The sequence below is a fragment of the Methylosarcina fibrata AML-C10 genome (genome assembly GCF_000372865.1).
Classification (GTDB): Bacteria; Pseudomonadota; Gammaproteobacteria; order Methylococcales; family Methylomonadaceae; genus Methylosarcina; species Methylosarcina fibrata.
The window spans coordinates 1,791,630-1,809,286 of the sequence record NZ_KB889965.1 but is presented as its reverse complement, the minus strand read 5'-3'; the positions used below and the strand labels follow the sequence as shown (position 1 = coordinate 1,809,286).

The 17,657-nt window shown below is 47.1% G+C and carries 20 protein-coding genes; 10 read left to right on the top strand and 10 right to left on the bottom strand.

Annotated elements, in window-relative coordinates; genetic code table 11:
- Nucleotides 1–244 precede the first annotated feature (244 nt).
- The 9 genes from tnpC to A3OW_RS27715 form a co-directional block, all read right to left on the bottom strand.
- Entirely contained in the window at nucleotides 245–1,804 is a 1,560-nt protein-coding gene (gene tnpC / locus A3OW_RS0108590) for an IS66 family transposase (RefSeq protein WP_020563026.1), read from the bottom strand.
- Nucleotides 1,805–1,835: 31 nt separating this feature from the next.
- Entirely contained in the window at nucleotides 1,836–2,186 is a 351-nt protein-coding gene (gene tnpB, locus A3OW_RS0108585) for an IS66 family insertion sequence element accessory protein TnpB (RefSeq protein ID WP_020563025.1), read from the bottom strand.
- Nucleotides 2,162–2,572 carry an IS66-like element accessory protein TnpA gene (gene tnpA, locus A3OW_RS0108580; RefSeq protein ID WP_026223431.1) on the bottom strand — a complete coding sequence of 137 codons (411 nt, stop codon included), beginning with the start codon at nucleotides 2,570–2,572 and terminating at the stop codon, nucleotides 2,162–2,164. Before tnpA ends, tnpB begins: the two co-directional genes overlap by 25 nt.
- A gap of 423 nt (nucleotides 2,573–2,995) precedes the next feature.
- Nucleotides 2,996–3,493, bottom strand: a complete 498-nt coding sequence (locus tag A3OW_RS26350) for a hypothetical protein (protein ID WP_020563023.1) — start codon at nucleotides 3,491–3,493, stop codon at nucleotides 2,996–2,998.
- 80 nt (nucleotides 3,494–3,573) lie between these two features.
- Complete coding sequence (locus tag A3OW_RS27720; protein WP_157385839.1) at nucleotides 3,574–3,927, bottom strand: hypothetical protein; 354 nt, start codon at nucleotides 3,925–3,927, stop codon at nucleotides 3,574–3,576.
- A 90-nt stretch (nucleotides 3,928–4,017) separates the two neighbouring features.
- The gene (locus A3OW_RS0108570; RefSeq protein ID WP_020563022.1) at nucleotides 4,018–5,079 is read right to left on the bottom strand and encodes a YqaJ viral recombinase family nuclease; all 1,062 of its coding nucleotides are present in this window, start codon (nucleotides 5,077–5,079) and stop codon (nucleotides 4,018–4,020) included.
- Between the two features lie 469 nt (nucleotides 5,080–5,548).
- Entirely contained in the window at nucleotides 5,549–6,526 is a 978-nt protein-coding gene (bet, locus tag A3OW_RS24480; RefSeq protein ID WP_083918171.1) for a phage recombination protein Bet, read from the bottom strand.
- 122 nt (nucleotides 6,527–6,648) lie between these two features.
- Nucleotides 6,649–7,080 carry a single-stranded DNA-binding protein gene (gene ssb, locus A3OW_RS0108560; protein WP_026223430.1) on the bottom strand — a complete coding sequence of 144 codons (432 nt, stop codon included), beginning with the start codon at nucleotides 7,078–7,080 and terminating at the stop codon, nucleotides 6,649–6,651.
- A gap of 76 nt (nucleotides 7,081–7,156) precedes the next feature.
- Nucleotides 7,157–7,297, bottom strand: coding sequence for a hypothetical protein (locus A3OW_RS27715; protein WP_157385838.1), 141 nt, complete (start codon nucleotides 7,295–7,297; stop codon nucleotides 7,157–7,159).
- Between the two features lie 374 nt (nucleotides 7,298–7,671).
- On the opposite strand from A3OW_RS27715, the gene A3OW_RS24475 reads away from it, so the two are divergent.
- The 5 genes from A3OW_RS24475 (at nucleotide 7,672) to A3OW_RS0108540 (ending at nucleotide 11,011) form a co-directional block, all read left to right on the top strand.
- Nucleotides 7,672–8,763: a hypothetical protein gene (locus A3OW_RS24475; RefSeq protein ID WP_020563018.1), complete on the top strand. Its 1,092-nt coding sequence runs from the start codon at nucleotides 7,672–7,674 to the stop codon at nucleotides 8,761–8,763.
- A gap of 383 nt (nucleotides 8,764–9,146) precedes the next feature.
- The gene (locus A3OW_RS28245) at nucleotides 9,147–9,320 is read left to right on the top strand and encodes a hypothetical protein (RefSeq protein ID WP_198291302.1); all 174 of its coding nucleotides are present in this window, start codon (nucleotides 9,147–9,149) and stop codon (nucleotides 9,318–9,320) included.
- Between the two features lie 134 nt (nucleotides 9,321–9,454).
- Nucleotides 9,455–9,730: a hypothetical protein gene (locus A3OW_RS28240; RefSeq protein ID WP_020563017.1), complete on the top strand. Its 276-nt coding sequence runs from the start codon at nucleotides 9,455–9,457 to the stop codon at nucleotides 9,728–9,730.
- 105 nt (nucleotides 9,731–9,835) lie between these two features.
- Entirely contained in the window at nucleotides 9,836–10,468 is a 633-nt protein-coding gene (locus A3OW_RS25930) for a sulfite exporter TauE/SafE family protein (RefSeq protein WP_198291301.1), read from the top strand.
- 126 nt (nucleotides 10,469–10,594) lie between these two features.
- Nucleotides 10,595–11,011: a hypothetical protein gene (locus A3OW_RS0108540; protein WP_020563016.1), complete on the top strand. Its 417-nt coding sequence runs from the start codon at nucleotides 10,595–10,597 to the stop codon at nucleotides 11,009–11,011.
- Here the strand turns inward: A3OW_RS0108540 and A3OW_RS0108535 are convergent.
- Nucleotides 11,008–11,424: a ParB/Srx family N-terminal domain-containing protein gene (locus A3OW_RS0108535; protein WP_020563015.1), complete on the bottom strand. Its 417-nt coding sequence runs from the start codon at nucleotides 11,422–11,424 to the stop codon at nucleotides 11,008–11,010. The two genes, A3OW_RS0108540 and A3OW_RS0108535, sit on opposite strands and share 4 nt — an antisense overlap.
- Before the next feature lie 327 nt (nucleotides 11,425–11,751).
- Here A3OW_RS0108535 and A3OW_RS0108525 point away from each other — a divergent pair, with 327 nt between their 5' ends.
- From A3OW_RS0108525 to A3OW_RS0108505, 5 genes are all read left to right on the top strand, one after another.
- The gene (locus tag A3OW_RS0108525) at nucleotides 11,752–12,624 is read left to right on the top strand and encodes a hypothetical protein (protein ID WP_157385836.1); all 873 of its coding nucleotides are present in this window, start codon (nucleotides 11,752–11,754) and stop codon (nucleotides 12,622–12,624) included.
- Nucleotides 12,624–15,743 (top strand): SNF2-related protein, encoded by a 3,120-nt coding sequence (locus tag A3OW_RS0108520; RefSeq protein ID WP_020563012.1) that lies wholly within the window; start codon nucleotides 12,624–12,626, stop codon nucleotides 15,741–15,743. Before A3OW_RS0108525 ends, A3OW_RS0108520 begins: the two co-directional genes overlap by 1 nt.
- 84 nt (nucleotides 15,744–15,827) lie before the next feature.
- Nucleotides 15,828–16,103, top strand: a complete 276-nt coding sequence (locus A3OW_RS0108515; protein WP_020563011.1) for a hypothetical protein — start codon at nucleotides 15,828–15,830, stop codon at nucleotides 16,101–16,103.
- A gap of 65 nt (nucleotides 16,104–16,168) precedes the next feature.
- Nucleotides 16,169–17,269 carry a DNA polymerase III subunit beta gene (dnaN, locus tag A3OW_RS0108510; protein ID WP_026223428.1) on the top strand — a complete coding sequence of 367 codons (1,101 nt, stop codon included), beginning with the start codon at nucleotides 16,169–16,171 and terminating at the stop codon, nucleotides 17,267–17,269.
- Between the two features lie 32 nt (nucleotides 17,270–17,301).
- Nucleotides 17,302–17,649, top strand: coding sequence for an H-NS histone family protein (locus A3OW_RS0108505; RefSeq protein WP_020563009.1), 348 nt, complete (start codon nucleotides 17,302–17,304; stop codon nucleotides 17,647–17,649).
- The last annotated feature ends 8 nt before the right edge of the window (nucleotides 17,650–17,657 follow it).

Genomic DNA, 17,657 nt, shown 5'->3' with positions numbered 1-17,657 from the left:
AAGGCGCTTAACAGGTTCCTTATTTTGAGTGCTGAATGGGCACTTGCTTTTGAGTCCTCTTAGAGGGCTACAAAAATCCGTCTTTCCACAACACTCAACACAAGTGCTCTGGAAAGACGGTACTGGCATTATGCCAAATACCGTCAATGTTTTTGAATTCGAAAGACGACTGTTTTAGCGCATCTTTCGTAAGCGCCCTTTAAACGACGCTATTGAATTTCCGTACAAAGCCGTGCGAGTTTGGTTAGGCCGTTGGATTGGCGAGACGCCAGGGTAGCAAAGCTTCGAAGTCTTCGACGGTTTTTGCTAAGGGCAACTGACGGAACAACTCCACCAGATAGGTGTAAGGCTCGATGCCATTGGCTTTGCAAGTTTCGATGAGCGAGTAGAGATTGGCGCTGGCACGAGCTCCGGCCACCGTGTCGCAGAACAGCCAGTTGCGCCGACCCACGACAAACGGGCGTATGGCGTTCTCGCAGAGGTTGTTGTCGATAGGCCAAGCTCCGTTCTCGATGAAACGCGTCAATTTGGGCCATTGCGACGACAGATAATGCAAGGCCTTGCCCAGCAAACTGCCGGGGGTTACCCCATGCAGATGTTGTAACAGTAGCCCTTCGATTTTGGCCAAAACCGGCCGGCTTTGTTCCTGGCGCCGTTGTCCGCGCAGATCGTGGCTTAGTTCTTTCGCCTGGGCTTCGATGGCATACAACTCGCCAATCGCCGCAATAAACTGCGTCGCCAGTTGTTCCGGTCCACGTGCGGCCTTGGGAATGACGCCCTCTGCTTCAACAAAATAACGGCGTGCATGCGCCCAACAGCCGAGATGAATCACACCGCGCGCCGTGGCAATGCCGTTATATACCTCATAGCCGTCGCTCATCAGCGCCGCACCGAGTTTGATGCCTTCATAGAGTGGTTGTGCATGAGTTCCCCCGCGCCCCGGCGTGTAGCTGAACAGCCGGATCGGCGGCCCGGAACCGGTCATTTGCGCCCACAGGTAGCTTTTGCTTTGCGCCGCTCGCCCGGATTCCTTGAGCACCTGGATGACCGTTTCGTCGCCCAGGATCAGGTCGGCCTCCAGCAGATGGTCGCGCAGCAAGTTGATGATGGGTTGCACCGCATGGCCGACACGCACCATGCTGGCTGCCAGGGTGGTACGCGACAGATCGCCGCCGAAGCGGCCTAACAGGGTGGCTTGCCGATACAGCGGCAGACTATCCTGATATTTGGCGGTGACAACCCAGGCCAATGCCGCTTCGGTGAGTAAGCCCTTGGAGATGATGCGTGCCGGTGCCGGCGTGACCCGAATGCTTTCGTCGCAGCAGGGGCAGGCATATTTGACGCGGTGATGTTGAATGACTCGCACTTGTTGCGGAACGATGTCGAGCTGCTCGCTGATTTCGGTGCCGATTTCCACCAGACGCGCACCATCGTGCGTACACACGCGTTCGGCTTCCGGTAGTTCGTGGCGCACGATCTCGCGCGGCAGATGCGGATCCAGCGGTTTACGGCCGCGCTTCTTGCGGCTATGGCCAGCCACGTCGATCGCTTCGGGTGTGACTTCCTCGGCCACCGGCGCACCTGTTGGTGCTAGTGCTTCGGCTTCGTTCAGAAATAGGTCACGCTGAGCCGGATTGGCCCTGGCCTCGGACTTGGCGGCAAACAGACGATGCAAAAAGGCATCCAGGCGTTCTTTCAACAGATCACGCTCGACCGTCATCAACCGCAGTTGATGGGCCAGCCGTTGCTGTTCGCCTAGCAAGGTCTGATAGTCTTCGGTGGACAGCGTGATGGTCGTCGTCATGCTGTTATTTTACAGGCTTTACGCCATCGCTTCAGCCCACTTTTGTATACGTTCGCGCCGGATGCGGCCGCATCGCCGCCAAGTCAATACCGGCTAACAGCCAGTGGAGTTGCTCGACCGTCAAGATCACCACGGCCGCTTCTTTCGGCCAGCGAAATCGATCGGTTTCCAGTCGCTTGATCATCAACCAGAAGCCGGTGCGATCCCACAACAGCAGTTTGATCCGATCCCGTCGACGATTGCTGAACACGTAGATGGCCGGTTCAAACGGATTCAAGCCTAACGCCTGCTCGACCAGCAGGGCCAAACCATTGATGGCCTTGCGGCCATCGACCGGCTCGCGGTGCAAATAGACCTTTAATCCCGATTCGAAGCGGAACATGGCAAAGCGGCCAGATTATTCAATAAAAAGGAAAGATCGGTCAGCCCAACACCCTGCAACTCCAGTTTAACCCCATTGGGTAACGCCACATTGAGGGTGGCTTCTACCGGCTTCGGCACCGCCATTGACAGAACCGGTGCAAAAGCCGATAGCGTGGCCGGGGTACTGGGCGGCACTGAGCTGGAATTTTCACGGTACTGGTTAATCCACTTGCGCAGCAGATTGGCATTGATGCCGTGTTCCAGGGCCATCCGGGCGACCGAAACGCCTGGTCGTAGACAGGCTTCGACGAGTTCCCGTTTGGCTTCTGGATCATAACGACAACGGCCATTGCTCCGATGCCCCACCACCAGTGATCGTGATAATCGACTCTTGTTCTCCATCATAGGTGTCCACCTTGTTATACGTGGACACTATCTTCTGCTCTTTCAATCAGGAGGGATAGACGCAGTTTAAAGAGCGCTTACCATCTTTCACCCTTCTGGGATACTTTGTCGTGAGCAACACTCAAGAAACGATCCCATTACATCCTCAAACCAATGATGTTCGTCATCACAGGCCCATTGACATCCTCCCCGGCCTAAAGGCCAAGGATTCCTAGGGTGTCTGATGACACGGAGCTGGTTCCTGCTGCTGACGGCATGACTGCACTGTTCACTTCACAGGCGAACCCCGCATGCCCTGCGGTTATTGTGTTCCGGGAAGCAAGGCCTGGCCTCTCGCCAATACATTCAAGGCGACGACCTGATCGGCTTGGTTTTCATAGCCGCACTCGACACAGCGAAATTTCGCCTGGCTCTTTCGGTTAGCTAAGTTTTGAGTGAAATTGACCAACCGATAGCAAACAAAGCATCAAGAAGGGCATCTTCACGATTTACAGCGGTTACCTCGAAAGGATCGCAGCCGTTATCACTTTTAACTTGCCAGATCATTTCTTCCGATTGGGAAGCAACGAACTGAGGCAATGCCTTTTGAGCAAATTCAAGCGCGGAAGTTGTTTCGCCAGACAACAAGGCCTGGGCGCAATAGAACGCGAACTGATTGGCCATGAGTTGTTTGACCGAAGAATCGGGTTCTGGAAAAGCCTGAATTTCTTCAGCCGAAAATTGCAGAGTTTCGCTTTCAACTTCTTCGTAGTCATCGAAAAGAAGCGGCATATCAGGCGTATCGTCCCAAATCACGCCTTCATCAAATGCTTTGGAGGAAATTTCGATGGCGGATTCGGTATTCAATGCTGATACACCGACAACCACTCGATGTTGGTAGTCGATGGTGTAGCTGACAGCGAATTTTTTCATTTCGGACATGGTGTTTCTCCTAATTCAAGAAAAAAGGGGAAACACCACAATGCCCTTAGATAGGGGAAAGCGTGTTTCCCCGGTTTGGGTTAGTGTAAATGGCTGGTTCGACGAATTCGTTTCAAGCGATCCAGGATCGTATCTCGAAGCTCATCGGCATCAAGGCCTGTTAGTTTGCAGCAATTCACGAAACTAAACGGATTGGGATCGTCGATGTCGGTCATCCACTGGTGAATTTCCACAACGGTTTCCATTGAACAGCGACCATCAAATAAATTTCGTAATGAATCCTCTAGAAGACATTCGCTGATGTGCATGATGTCTTGTTCGGACCACGACGGAATTTCATCAACGACAGGTTCCGGACCAAATAGCCAAGCCCAATCGTCAAATAAATCCCAATTGAAAGTACGATCTTTGCCTTTGAAGTATATTTTGCGCACATGGCACCTCCAAAAAAACAAGGGGAACGTGCGCACCCAAACGGGGACGAGGTTCCCCGGTGGGTAAATGAAAAAATGACTAATGGCTAGCTAAAACCAAAAATCATCTTGTTGGGCGGAAGACATGATTTCTTCCATGGAATAAGGCACGGAAGCATTGCCTTCATCTTTGATCGTGAAACGCGAACGCTCAGAAGGCGATTTCCTGAACTGCTCTAAAACAGCTGGATCAAGATCGGGAACTATTGATTTCAGGGCTGCCCTGTAATCAATGTTGCCTTGCTGTAGATAACGACTAACACGCAATCCAGCACTTTCGGCATGAGCAAAATCTCCCATCAATTGCAGCAAATTGTTTTCGATTTGAGTTTGCTCTTCTTCAAGTGCCTTAATTTTGGACTTGTAATCCAAAATCAAACTCTCGGCATTGTGGTATGAGGAAGCCAACGTATTCCACTGATCGAACTGTACACCATAAGGTATGAAAACATCCCGGTTTGGATCTCTCTCTGGAGGTGTATTGGTCTTCAAGCATTCCCAAAATTTTCTTGCTTCAAAAATGATCGCGTTAATGACGTTGTCATCACGAAGAATCGGAATATCCAGATACTCGCATTCATTGAGATAAAGCGAAAGCCAAGCGCTGTCCGAATTTGCAACCAAAATCTGTTGCTGAACTTGAAAGAAATAGCGCTTGTATAACTTGGATTCCTTTCGATTTTGTTGAGCATCGCGAAAATCCTCTTCTGAAATGAAAGAAGATGTTTCAGGATCTTCAACACACTGGGCGTCACGAAAGTTGGCTTCGGTTGGCGCTTTGATTTCAACGGGGACGCCGTTGTCGTCAATACCGTCAAACGAAGCGCGAATGAACGGGTGTTCATCAGATTCGGCACAAACGGGTAACAGCATCGTGTTATGTCGATTTTCAAACGCTCGTCTGGCGACAGGTTCCAATCGAATACCGCGTCTAACATGCGGATTGTGATCGAGATTCTCAGGAAGAATCAGACCTTTCTTCTCAGCATAAAGCCGGTATCTCGTTTTGTAGGAACTAATCCCCAGAACTATGTCCGCTTCAGAAGCGGTGACGCCTTCATTTCGCCATTGGTGCCACTCAGGTGTTCTCTGGGGAATGTCCACAATTTTCATTGGAGATCCCCGGAGTGAGTACGAGTAAAGCGGCTTTTATGCGGCTGGTGAATGGGTTTCCAGAACCTTTCCCGGAATACACTGCCATGTTTGCGCAAGAACGTAGGCTTATCGTACTCACTGTAATCCCGTGAATAAAAAAGCGAATTTAAAACGATAGAACTCATAACGGCCTCCAAATAAGGAAAAAGAAGGGCGTCACAAGACCCCATTGGGCATCAAGGACGCCCATGTGGGTGAAAAATATAGAAAATTACTGCATCAAAACTCGAAACATGTCATTCCAAAGTTCGGTGCAAATTTGTTTTCCAAGCATGCTTGCCATGAACAGGATTGCGATTGAGAAATAACCTAATACTGCCAAAATTAAGTTTCTGATCATGATGACTCTCCCAAAAAAGTTGAGGCATCATGAAATTCCAAAATGGGCCTAAAGGATGCCCATTAGGGTTGAACGAAAGCAGACAAATCATCCTAAAGCGTTGCGATCTTCAGACAAATGCTGTCTGTGTGGTTTGTTATTGACAGTTGCTCCCCGTGCTGCCTGTGTAGTGGCAACAGTAGGAACGGGTTCCCTCTGGTCAGGCGCTGAAGCGTTTTGGTGAGGTGATTTGGTTTCATTGTGAGCAGAAGGTAATGCGGCTTCAGCAGCAACTTTGGCCTTATTGAGTTCCTGCGTAATGAAGTTCAAATCAATGCCAGAGAAGTTTTCACCGGCATAATCAAGTGCGGCTTGCCATGACGCATTTTCAGAGGCTCTTTTGATGAGCTTTGGAAGAATGCGCTTAGCATTGTCACTGGGCTCCATGGCAGCTGGATCAATCATGATTTCTGCTTGACCTTCAATAATGCGTTCAGCTTCATCTTGATCATAGATACCGACGAAACCAAAGGCAATACGCGAGCACTGAATCAATGATTTATGGCGTAGCATCCGTTTGGTATGGGATTGCCAAGGACCTGATGATTTGTATGGAGCGCCAGTTTTTTGATTGGTGCCCTCAAACGGTGGCCGATAAACCTCATCCAGAAATTCCTTGACTCGAACGGGATGTGAGCGACCTTTTCGATAGATCACGCACTCGATCCAGGACGAACAAGGCTTGGCATCTGGCAAATCGACGACATCATCCGAATAGATGAACTCTAAGCCGTCCATGTCGGAATGCTGATTGATGATCCGAGACCAACCATCAACAGACACAACAGGAACGATGCCATTCTGCTTATCGGGATAAGCAAAAATTTCCTTGGTAAAAGGATTGAGGCCGTATTGATCAGCAACAATCAACAGAGCGCTCATTTGCTCATCCGTGACAACACCGTCTTTAATTTTGAAAGCAGTGGCTTTCAAGGTATCAATCAATTTTTTTTCGTCTGGAAAATTGAATTTATCGGCGAATTTTTTGACTAGTGTGTTTGACGAATTTTTAGCATTAGAAGTCATGGTGTTTCTCCAAAAAATGAAATTAAGAAAGGAACACCATGAGACCCAAGGGGCAAATGATGTCCCAAAGGGAAAAGCTAAGAAATTGCTAAGCTCAATGACGGAGCAACGCCGTGGGTACTCTAGAATGCAATGTCATCAAAATCGTCAAAATTATCGTGTGGATAATCATCAGAGTGATGCGCTTGCGAGGGTGAGGAAGTACCAGCAGCAGAAGAGGAGGATGACTTAGAACCAAGCATCTTCATGACTTCTGCATGGATTTCCGTCGTGTACTGATCTTTACCATCTTTATCTTGCCATTTACGTGTACGTGACGGACCCTCAAACAAGACTAAAGCACCTTTTTTGAGATGGTCGCGCGCGGTTTCGGTAAGTTTTCCAAACAGAACGACACGGTGCCATTCCGTTTTCTCCTTGCGTTCGCCGGATTGACGATCTTTCCAGGATTCCGTAGTAGCCACTCTCAAATTGGCAATGGCCTTTTGGTCAGCGCTATAACGAATTTCCGGGTCGGTTCCTAAACGGCCGATGATTGTAGATTTGTTATACATGTTGGTTCTCCTAATGAAAAGAAAGTAATAAAGGAGACCAATGCACCCGCAGGGAGTGAAAGATCTCCCAAAGGGTTTAATTAGAAGCCAAAACGGCTTCAATTTGAGCCTGCCGGTTGGCAATCAATGATTTGCCAGTATCCAAGGTATCCTTGGCTACAGACAATGCGGTTCCGATGCCATAAAGGAATATGGCAATGACAATGAACGTTCTCATGGTGTTTCTCCAAAAAATAAAGGGAAACACCACTCCAACAAGGGAAAGTGTTTCCCTTGTTGGGTTTAAAAATCACGCCGAAGGCGCTTAACAGGTTCTTTATTTTTGAGTGCTGAACTGGCACTTGCTTTTGAGTCCTCTTAGAGGGCTGCAAAAATCCGTCTTTCCGAATCACTCCCCAAGAGCGATCGGGAAAGACGCTATCGACATTATGCCTGACTTGTACCGATTGTGAATTTCAAAAGAAGCTTGAAATAGCTTGCCTTTCAGCGTCCGCAAAACAAAAGAGTCGTTTTTCTCGCGTCATTCACCCCGTTGCAATTTTTCGAATGTGCTTAGGATGAGAAATAGTTTGGGCGACGCGGTTTGCGGTCATGTCATCATCTGAAAAAACCGATAACGAAAATAAATTCAATCCACCATCGAAAGAAGCATTTGTTTGTAAGCAAATCGACTTGTTCCAAACGTTTCTGTGCAACAACGAAGATCAGCGTGAAAAAATGTCCAACGCAATCCCATTGTGGGATTGCTTGCCGCTCTATTCTGTTTCGCGGCAATGGGCTTACAAACTGCGAAAAGAGGGAATTTTCCCTCAACTACTTGTTAGAAACAGCTTATATCAGGGCAGCAAAATTAAGATTGAGATACAGCCGGCGAGACTTATCGAAAACGGGGTTATTACCGAATATTACCCAGGCGGGAATGAAGAACTGATCGAGGCCGCACTTCGAAAAATAGCAACATTGCAAAATCATGGCTATCACGACGAATCCGGGTATGGTGTTTGTTTTTCAATCCATCAGTTGCGCAAAGAACTCAAAAAAAGAGGTCATACAAGATCCTACCAGGAAATAGTCCAGAGCCTTCGCATCATGGCTCGCAGTTCGATCGAAATTACAGCAGAAAACAACAAAACAAAAATTTTTGACACCTGCAACTACTTTAAGTGGTTGTCGTCAGTTTCCCGGTTTGATCTTGCTGAGGACCCAAATGCAAGGTGGTATGTGGAATTTCATCCGTTGATTACCAAAGCGCTTCGAGCTATGGACTACCGGCAGTTCAACTACGAATTGATGATGTCGCACGATACGCAACTTACTCGATGGTTACATAAGTACCTCGTAGCCAAATTCACTTATGCCGCAATCGGCCAAAAATTTGAAATTCGTTTCAGCACGATCAAGCGGGATAGCGGTTTACTTGAAAGCTTCGGTAGCCATCGAAAAGCGATGCAATACGTAAGGAATTCGCTTACAGAACTGGTCAATAAAGGGATATTAGAACCGAAACTTTTGAGCATATACGGAACAGAAAGTCTAATTCCTTTCGAAGAATCGAAAGTTCTTAGTGAAAGGGGGAAAGTTCAAGATGTTATTTACACAACCTACCCGGCAGGAAAATTTTCAAGCGAGTCGAAAAAGGCAAATGCAAACGCGAATCTTGTTAAGGAAAAGTCGGACAAATAGCGGTAGGTATAGAGTACGGGTTATAGACTTTTTCGGTAGGTTTAGAGTACACCATTCGGTAGGTATAGGGTACGGGGGTGTAAATCGAGAGCTAGAAATCAGGTTTTTGAAAGAAACAAACGGTAGGTATAGGGTACACCCCATGAAAAATTCGGTAGGTATGAGGTACGGGTGTCAAAAAAAGCGGTAGGTATAAGGTACGGGATACAGATTTTAGGCTTGAAAACAGTCAAATCTGTGGATAACTTTGGTGCCGTCGGTAGGTATTGGGTACGGGTATAAAATATAAATAAATAATTTTTATAAACAAAAATAGATTTTTTCGCCCCTTATCCCTTTATCCTTATATTTATCCAAAAAATTAACCTTGTAAAGCGAGCTAAATGTCGGATCTCATAATTTATGAAACGACCATTGTGATTGAACGTGGTGCAAGAGCTTATTGGCTGGCATCAATCCAAAAGCCACAATCGCAGTTAATCCTGTCGATTGTCGGCTTTAATGATCATTGCGGGCATTCCTATTTAACTTCACCGGATTTACCCGCGATTGCATAAACCACATTGGTGGTTATCGCTTGGACTTGCAGCAAAACACGACACGCAGACAATTTATCCAAAAAGCCGGCGTCTTAGCATGTGGGACGGCGGTATTCGTGCAGCCTACGATTGCCTTTGTCCGAAGAGGCTCTATGAAACAGACGAAGCAGGACAAGGTTGAAGAAGTCTCTCCAGTGGAAGATCTGATGCGCGAGCATGGCGTGCTCGACCGCATTTTGCTCATCTATGATGAAATCCTGTGGCGGCAGTGCATAACTATTTACTGGGGTTGTCGACCGTTACCGATGCGCATCATTTGCACATTTGGGGGGCTTAGCACCACCGAAACTGCGTTGACCGTGCATCTGGTTTTCGCCGAAGGTGGACTGAGCAACGAATCGCTGCACAACATCAATCATGAAATGTAGGTTAAACAGTTTAGAAAATATGACACTGAAGCTCATTCTTGACAATAAACTGTAAAAATATCTATGTTAGCCCGGTCTGGATAATAATTGGGTCCATGGAACCAGATGCTCGAACTTCTCATCCTCTTTGTCGCAGCATTCTCCGCCGCCGCAATTTCAGGTGCGGCAGGATTTGGGGGCGCGCTACTCCTGCTGCCGCTGCACGTTAAAACCGTGGGGGTAACGCATGCGGTTCCGTTGCTGACCATCGCTCAGCTAATCGGCAATCTCTCCAGGGCCGGCTTCGGCTTTTCACAGATTCATTGGAAACCGGTCGTGCTATTTCTCCTCGGGGCTATCCCTCTCAGCATCTTGGGCGCCTTGTCCTTCATCCAGCTACCGAAGGATTTGGTCATGCGCGCGATTGGTGCCGTCATCCTGATATTCGTTGCGCTGAAGTATTTCGATGTATTGAAGCTCAAAGGCAGCTCCATTCTGTTGGTGATGGGCGGAGGAGTGGTCGGCTTCCTGTCGGGTTTGGTGGGCAGCGCTGGGCCTCTTGGCGCCGCCATCTTCCTGTCGATCGGGTTGCCTCCAGTTGCATACATTGCCAGCGAGGCGACGACCGCGCTTGTGATGCATGGCGTAAAGACCGTGGTCTACCAGAAATATATTGTTCTCGATCGGGAGCTTTGGTTTCTGGCTGCGCTGATGGGGAGCGATGATGCTGGGAACGTGGTCGGTCAAGCGAGTCATTGAGCGCATGCCTCATGAAACATTTCAGCGGTTCGTGGCTGTTCTGTTGGTCACCATTGCTGGTTACATGGTGGTTCATGGGTAAAGAGTCGCACTTCGACCTAACCCAAAAAAGTCGACAACGACGACATGCGTTGGGAAAAACGCTGGATTCTGCAACGAATTGGGTTATCAGGCTGGCCTTTTACGGGTGAAGTATTAGAGGTTAGTCAGAAAGAATTCATTTCCATTGCCAAGGATCGTCATGGCGATTCCGTATTGTTCCTAGCCGATGGCGAAACCAAAAGCAACGATCCACCGGGCGAGGCCTGGATTCGGATTGAATACGATGCCGAAAAGAATGCTTCGCGCTATGTCAGCATGTATGTTTCAGCACGGAGTAAGCTGGAAGACAAAGTTCAAAAAGAATGCGGGAATTATTTGGAATCCTTATTAGATATGGCGTTGAGTCGAGAAGGAGCGATTTTTGTCATGGATCGCTCAGAGTCGAACAAGGAAATTCTGAGATTGTTTAGGACGAAATCTAGGCCGGGTAATAAATATTAGCTTTTCAGCTTGCTATTCCAATATTCGACATAAGCCAAATAAGCTTTTTCAGTAGTCAAAAATTTAATGTGTTGTTCAACAGTTAGTTTGAATGCTGATATGGTATTAGTGCCTAATCTGCGAGCTTTTTCCATTCTATGATTGCCATCAATCAAATTAAATTTTCCAGGAGCTATTTCGGCAAAAATAACAGGACGATAAATATCGACAGAGTTGATATGATGTTCATTTAGATTAGAAAAATTTTGATTATATTTAGTTACTGAAACTTGTTCTAAAACAAATTTATCAGGATTTTTTTCAATAAATGAGAGCATCTTTGTAATGTTGAATTCGAATATTCCATTCGGAAATAGCTCATCTCCATCGTCAATAGGACAAGGGGTAAATTTTTTGATTATTTTTAATTTCATTGAAAAATTTGTTTAAAGTGTGAAGACTAAGTACATTGGCGAAAATAATCCGGTATTTTTCCTGCGGTTTAAACAGAATATTTTCAATGTAAATCAGTCACTTTTGTTGAAAGCACTGCCTGGATAATTTTGCAAAGGTACTTATCATGATGGGTGCCTTCAATGTCAATTCTGATCACATAGGGTCTTATCATTATACAATGCGAAAAATTTAGTTTCGGACCTCGCTGAAAAAATAAAAAACCCGATAATAACGTTTTGTAAGGTATTGCATTCCCGGCAACCTGTTTTACCGTGTATTCAAAACACAAAAAACAGGAATCCGAAATGCCTATCACTACCAAATCAATTCAATCAAATATCCAATCTCGCCTGCTTGAAATGGTGGAATCGCGCCATGAGTTAATCAAGCATGCGCAATTCTTGTCTGGCCTTGGTATTTCCGTCAGTGATTCCAGGCTCTATATTGGCGAATGCTTCGAAGCTGTTTCCAAAAACTACCTCCAAAATCTTTGTGGAAAATTGAGTAATCAGCATGCCAAGGGAACCCCGGCGAGGGTGTCTTTGAATTCTGATTTGTACAGGCTCATATCCAACCGGAGTCGCCGAGAATCCTTTGCGGAACAATTTTGGTCTCATGCCGATGGCGATCTGGAAGCCGACAAGGCACTGATTGAAGCCTATTTGGCCGAAGTGAAATTTGACGCTATCGCCAATTCGATTAATGAACAAGTGGAAAGCCTGGAAGAAAAAGGCCTCAACATGCTGGCAGGTAAAATCATTGATCGTTTGAATTTGAAATGCGAGCGGGGATATTACGAGCCTTACAAAAAAGCTGGACGCGTCATTTGCCAAACCTGGTCTGTGAGTTACCACGATGCCTATTCAAAAGTAAACGAGCTGACCGCCTTAATGGATGCCTTCAGCATCATAGAAAAGGAATCCGGAGTGTCATTCGGTGTTGCAATCAGCGAGTACATTTCGGCTGTCAAGAGTCTTAGTTGGTCCTGGGAAAAAATCGCTTCCAGAACGGTTTTTGGTAAAGGTGGGCATCTTGAAATCCTCTGCTTCAAAGATAAACACGAGTACCGATTCAGTGTTCAAGCGTTCGATGCGTTGATTGCTTTCCTGATGATCAATGGCGAGGCAGAAGCCGCGGATCGAATCATCGAAAAAACCGGTTTGCAGGAGGCTGCCTAATGCTAACGCGATATCTCCCTGCAGAACTTGATCAGTTCCAGTCAAAAGGCAGCACGGCATCAAAAGCCGGCTCCCTTGGCGCTTTGCATGATAAGCGCAAAGAAACCCTATCCCAGTTCTTTACACCCGATTGGTTGGTCCGTTTTATTTGGCAAGCCCTATCGCCGGCCTTCGTTGGCGAAAGCCGTTATCGCTTATTGGATAACAGCATTGGCAGTGCCGGTATGTTCCGCTATGCCGATCCCAAGCGGTTTCATTTGTGCGGGCTGGATGTCGATGGTCAGATAGTCGAAAAGGTATCATCAATTCTTGACGGGAATGGCTATCTGTTCGATCTGGTTCATGCAGACATGGAGTCGGCGGAACTGGATAGGTTTAGCGCGGCCATCATCAATCCACCTTTTTCCATTCCGCTGTCGAGCCCGTTTCTTAAAGCGTTCCCAGGTGTTACCCATTACGGGAAATTCGGCCCGGACACATCGGCCGTGTCTCACGAATATGCCTTATCCCAGGCCTTGAGCCATTGTGACGTTGTTGCCGCGGTTGTGCCGGCGACGACGAAAGACCTAGTGAATCAATCGCCCGATATTGCCGACAGATTGCGGGCTTTATTTGATCTGCCAAGCAATACATTCAAAGAAGAAAATGTTCAGTCAGTGAACACGGTTCTGATGATCTTCGGAAGACGGCTTCAAGGACCTGCCGCCAATGCGCCGGAGCATATTCGCATTAAAACCGGACCAATCAACGAAAACTCGGTACCACCAACGCTTTTTCAATTGAGCTGCCGGGCAGTCGATGACTTGGGGCATAGCCGCAATCCCATTCGTGTTATCGGCTTAGAACCCTCCAAGCCTGTCATCATCACGCCCGTCACGGGGGACAAAACGGTGATGTTAAAAAGAGCGGGTCGCTGGATAAAGCTGGAATTTTTCGATGGCGCCACGGAAGGTCGAGTCAAAAACGCGGTTTATCGAACTCGGCTCTTTTCCGACCACCTGCATAAGTACCCCACGAAAACCCGTTATGCCGGACAGTTTCAATTGAATCTGGATGTCATCAGCATGCAGGATGATCCTTTCTGGGCGTTGAATTCCGTGTGCGATGTCATTCGGTCGGCCGGTGGCGAACCGGTTGTTAGTCGGCAATTGATCGACGGCATTAAATTGATCGTTGTTGAATATGAAAAAATGGGAATTCCATTCGGACGCACAGTTTTTCGAAAAGGCACGCCGGAATTTAAAGCGACGGCAAACAGAATGGCATTGATCAACCGCTCGCAAAAAGGCGCAGTTGTATCGAAAAATGAGGCCGTTGCCGTGAAACGGGTGAACGAGGGATTTATTGTCAAAACTGGACGCGGGGAATTTACCTGTGACCATGACACTTTTTTTACGTTGTTTACCCCAGAAAAAGCGGTTGTTGATGCCGGGTTTTGGGAAGAAATTTATCCGCCTATCGCGAACAAATACCCTCGCGAGATCGGCAGATTAAAAGCAAAGGCGACAAAGCTCGGTATCGATGAGTGGCTTACTTGGGATTATCAACTCGAAGATCTCTGTGAACTGGCATTTAAGCCCAAGGGCGCCATTTGCGGCTGGCAGATGGCTTTGGGCAAATCTCGTTTGGCGATTTCGTTAGCGTTGCTTATCAATGGAAAATCACTGATCGTTTTGAAATCTCGACTGGTACCGGAAATGGTCAACGAGCTCAAAACGTTGGGTATTACGGATTACAAGGTGGTGAAATCCAAAACGGACACTGAGCAGCTGGGCAAGGTCAATATTGTTAGTTATGAGCGTTTGAAAAGAGCGGTCGACCCCAGGTTCCCGAAGCTAACCTTGGCTAAATTTCTGCGGAAGAAAATCAAAAACGTGCTGTGCGATGAAGGTGGTTTGCTGGCCAACCATTTTTCTCAGCAAACACGATCTGTATGGTGCTTAGGAGCCAAACGTAAATACATCCTGGATGGTACGCCCTGTCCCAATTACCCAAGAGAAATGCAGAATTTAGCGGCCTTTGTGGCAGATCAAGAAAGAGCTTATCAACCCTATTCGATGAATGGCGGTTTCATTGAAAAGCGGTTGTTCAATGGCGCCGAATGCCAGCCGACCGGACGGGACGAATTCACCCGCCGTTATGTCACCCTGGAATGGGCGACCAATGAATTTTTGGATAGCCACGAAAGAGGCGCCAAGCGTGAGGTACCGAAGATCAAGCAAGCGTTCTTACAGGATTATCGGGCATGGGTTGCACCCATCATTAAGCGCCGGGTTCAGCAAGAACCGGCCGTCAGTCGATATGTGAAGTTTCCGGTACCAACGCTTTGCGATCCTATCAACGTCGAGTGGGAAATCGATCATTTGCTGCTCTACGTCAAGACCGCGGAAGAATTCGCAACGTGGTACAAGCAATACGCCAAAGAGCGCGGCGAAGAAGGCAAGGCCATAAACCTGACTATGATCTTAGCCAGGCTCGAAGCCTGTTTCAAAGCGGCCAATGTGCCAAGCATGGTGTCCGGATACGGCAAAGGCTTTCAATCCCTGACCAGTAAGGAGATCGCTTGTATCAACCTGATCAAGCATGAAATCGCTAATGGTCGGCGGCCTATCGTGTTCGCGAAAAACCCAGTGGTATTGCGGCGACTGTCGTCAGAACTGAACAAAAGAAACATCAGTAATCTTGTGTTCACCGGGGAAGAAACGATAGCCAAGCGCACGGAAAAACTCAATGAGAGAATCCGTCACGGAAACGATCAGGTGATGCTGGCCAGTCTGGGTGTTACTCAGGACGGGCTGAATCTACCCATGCTCAACAGCGTGATTTTCTATAACCGATCCTACAAATCGCGGGAAGAATTTCAGGCCATTTACCGGCTGATCCGGCCGCAACAAAAAAGCGAAGTGTCCTGTCATTTTCTGCATTTGAAAGGCTCGATCGATGAATACATGGGGCAGCTTATCAAATGGAAAACCCTGGCCAGTGAAGCAGGCATGGATTATGGCGAACAAAACGACGAGGAAGACTTCGTGCATTTTGACGCGTTTGTGTATCGTTTCATCAACTCGATACCCGAATTAAAAGAGCGAATCGACTATTTGAGAAGACTCGCCGCCTGAAAAATTGGTTAAAAACTAAAAGGCGCATTAAAACCCGAGCCTTTCAACCTGACTTATTCTCGATAATCAAATCAAATGCACCCCATGAAAAACAATCGTGTCATCAAACAAATAAACATCAACGAAGCCACCCGTGATCTGGTTATTCAGTTCCGGGGAAGTTCGTCGGCGATTGAAGCCAAAGCGCTGGATTTCAAGAAAGACAACAAGGGGAATATTGTGTATTTACTACTGGATCGCTTGATTCACAAAGCGCATGAAAGTCTATTCGAATGTTTTTTAAATGAAAAATGGGATGAAAGCTTCTCTGTTTCTGGCTGCGTGGTAACCGAGCTAAGCCGTTTGGCGAAAACGGCCTAAAATGAGCTTGCATTATTTCTTCGGTCAATAAAATGGATTTAACGCTGAACTTATAAGGATAACCGATGAAATTCACAGTAAACCGCGAACAGATACTAGGCCCGCTACAACAAATCGCTCGCATTGTCGATAAACGCCAGACATTGCCCATTCTTTCGAATGTATTGATTCAATGCCGGAATAATCGTTTGGTTATGACGGGCACTGATCTGGAAGTTCAAATTATCAGCAATTTGAATATGAACGATGTGCGGGATGAAGGAAATATCACGTTGCCAGCCAAAAAACTGTTGGATATTTGTAAGCTATTACCCGCAGACAGCGCGATCAAGTTTGATTTGGATGGTGACAAGGTAAAAGTATCTTCCGGGCGTGGACGTTATACCTTAAATACATTGCCTGCCGATAATTTTCCGGAATTCAATCGCAACGATACCAAAACTTGCTTCAAGGTCAATCCCGGAAAATTAAAAGAAGGGCTTGATAAAACGGCATTTTGCATGGCGATCAATGACACGCGTTTTTACCTAAATGGTCTGGAATTGAGTATCAAAAATTCAAAGCTGAAACTGGTGGCGTCCGATGGTCACAGGCTGGCATTGTATGAAGACGATATTGGAGAAACCGGTCAAGACACCAAAATCATTTTGCCGCGAAAAGCCGTTCAGGAGTTGAGTCGTTTGCTGGATGATTCGGATACGGATGCGGAAATTCGAATTTCGAGCAATACGATTGAAGTTTTATATAAAAACGTGGCTTTCGCTTCAAAGTTGGTTGATGGGCGATTTCCGGATTTTAGTCGTAATTTGAATCAGCCCTTTTTAAGTTCGATTGGTGTTGATCGTTTATCGCTCAAAGAAGCATTGATGCGCGTCGAAGTGCTTTCCAATGAGAAATACAAGGGCGTGAATTTCGATATAGAAAGCTGCTCGTTGAAGCTCAGCACCAATAACCCAGAGCATGACGAGGCCGAAGAGGATGTAGTGATTGATTACCTGGGCGATTCGGTGTCTGTCGCTTTCAACGCGCAATACATGCTTGATGCCGTAAGCAATATCGATGATGACAACGTCAAGATGACTGTTGCCGCCAATGCCAGTGCCTGTTTTCTTGAGGCGCCCGGCAAGTCACTATTTAGGTACATCATAATGCCGATGCGCATCTAAAATATCAGTTTTTTATCCTAACGGAGTACGACATGTTAGATCTGGTCAACAAAACACCTGCCGAACTGCAAGCCTTGATTACGGAAGCACAGCAGCAACTTGCCGAAAAACAAAAGGCCATGCGCAAAGAAGTCATTGCTCAAATCAAAGACTTGGCTGCTTCTATCGGTGCCACTGTTGAAGTCAATTTCGAACAACCAATGGAAAAGTTTGGCGGGCGTAAACGTGGCGGTCAGACCGGAAAGGTTACGGCGAAGTATCAAAATCCAGCCAATCCGCAAGAAACCTGGACCGGTCGGGGTGTTGCGCCGAAATGGATGCAGGAGTTAATTGCGTCTGGGCGAAACAAGGATGAGTTTTTAATCGACAAGGGCCAGTAAGGAGTTCC

Coding starts and splice junctions, on each gene's coding strand:
- tnpC (WP_020563026.1), bottom strand. CDS start 1,804: ATGACGACGACCATCACGCTGTCCACCGAAGACTATCAGACCTTGCTA.
- tnpB (WP_020563025.1), bottom strand. CDS start 2,186: ATGTTCCGCTTCGAATCGGGATTAAAGGTCTATTTGCACCGCGAGCCG.
- tnpA (WP_026223431.1), bottom strand. CDS start 2,572: ATGATGGAGAACAAGAGTCGATTATCACGATCACTGGTGGTGGGGCAT.
- A3OW_RS26350 (WP_020563023.1), bottom strand. CDS start 3,493: ATGTCCGAAATGAAAAAATTCGCTGTCAGCTACACCATCGACTACCAA.
- A3OW_RS0108570 (WP_020563022.1), bottom strand. CDS start 5,079: ATGAAAATTGTGGACATTCCCCAGAGAACACCTGAGTGGCACCAATGG.
- bet (WP_083918171.1), bottom strand. CDS start 6,526: ATGACTTCTAATGCTAAAAATTCGTCAAACACACTAGTCAAAAAATTC.
- ssb (WP_026223430.1), bottom strand. CDS start 7,080: ATGTATAACAAATCTACAATCATCGGCCGTTTAGGAACCGACCCGGAA.
- A3OW_RS27715 (WP_157385838.1), bottom strand. CDS start 7,297: ATGAGAACGTTCATTGTCATTGCCATATTCCTTTATGGCATCGGAACC.
- A3OW_RS24475 (WP_020563018.1), top strand. CDS start 7,672: ATGTCATCATCTGAAAAAACCGATAACGAAAATAAATTCAATCCACCA.
- A3OW_RS28245 (WP_198291302.1), top strand. CDS start 9,147: ATGTCGGATCTCATAATTTATGAAACGACCATTGTGATTGAACGTGGT.
- A3OW_RS28240 (WP_020563017.1), top strand. CDS start 9,455: ATGAAACAGACGAAGCAGGACAAGGTTGAAGAAGTCTCTCCAGTGGAA.
- A3OW_RS25930 (WP_198291301.1), top strand. CDS start 9,836: ATGCTCGAACTTCTCATCCTCTTTGTCGCAGCATTCTCCGCCGCCGCA.
- A3OW_RS0108540 (WP_020563016.1), top strand. CDS start 10,595: ATGCGTTGGGAAAAACGCTGGATTCTGCAACGAATTGGGTTATCAGGC.
- A3OW_RS0108535 (WP_020563015.1), bottom strand. CDS start 11,424: ATGAAATTAAAAATAATCAAAAAATTTACCCCTTGTCCTATTGACGAT.
- A3OW_RS0108525 (WP_157385836.1), top strand. CDS start 11,752: ATGCCTATCACTACCAAATCAATTCAATCAAATATCCAATCTCGCCTG.
- A3OW_RS0108520 (WP_020563012.1), top strand. CDS start 12,624: ATGCTAACGCGATATCTCCCTGCAGAACTTGATCAGTTCCAGTCAAAA.
- A3OW_RS0108515 (WP_020563011.1), top strand. CDS start 15,828: ATGAAAAACAATCGTGTCATCAAACAAATAAACATCAACGAAGCCACC.
- dnaN (WP_026223428.1), top strand. CDS start 16,169: ATGAAATTCACAGTAAACCGCGAACAGATACTAGGCCCGCTACAACAA.
- A3OW_RS0108505 (WP_020563009.1), top strand. CDS start 17,302: ATGTTAGATCTGGTCAACAAAACACCTGCCGAACTGCAAGCCTTGATT.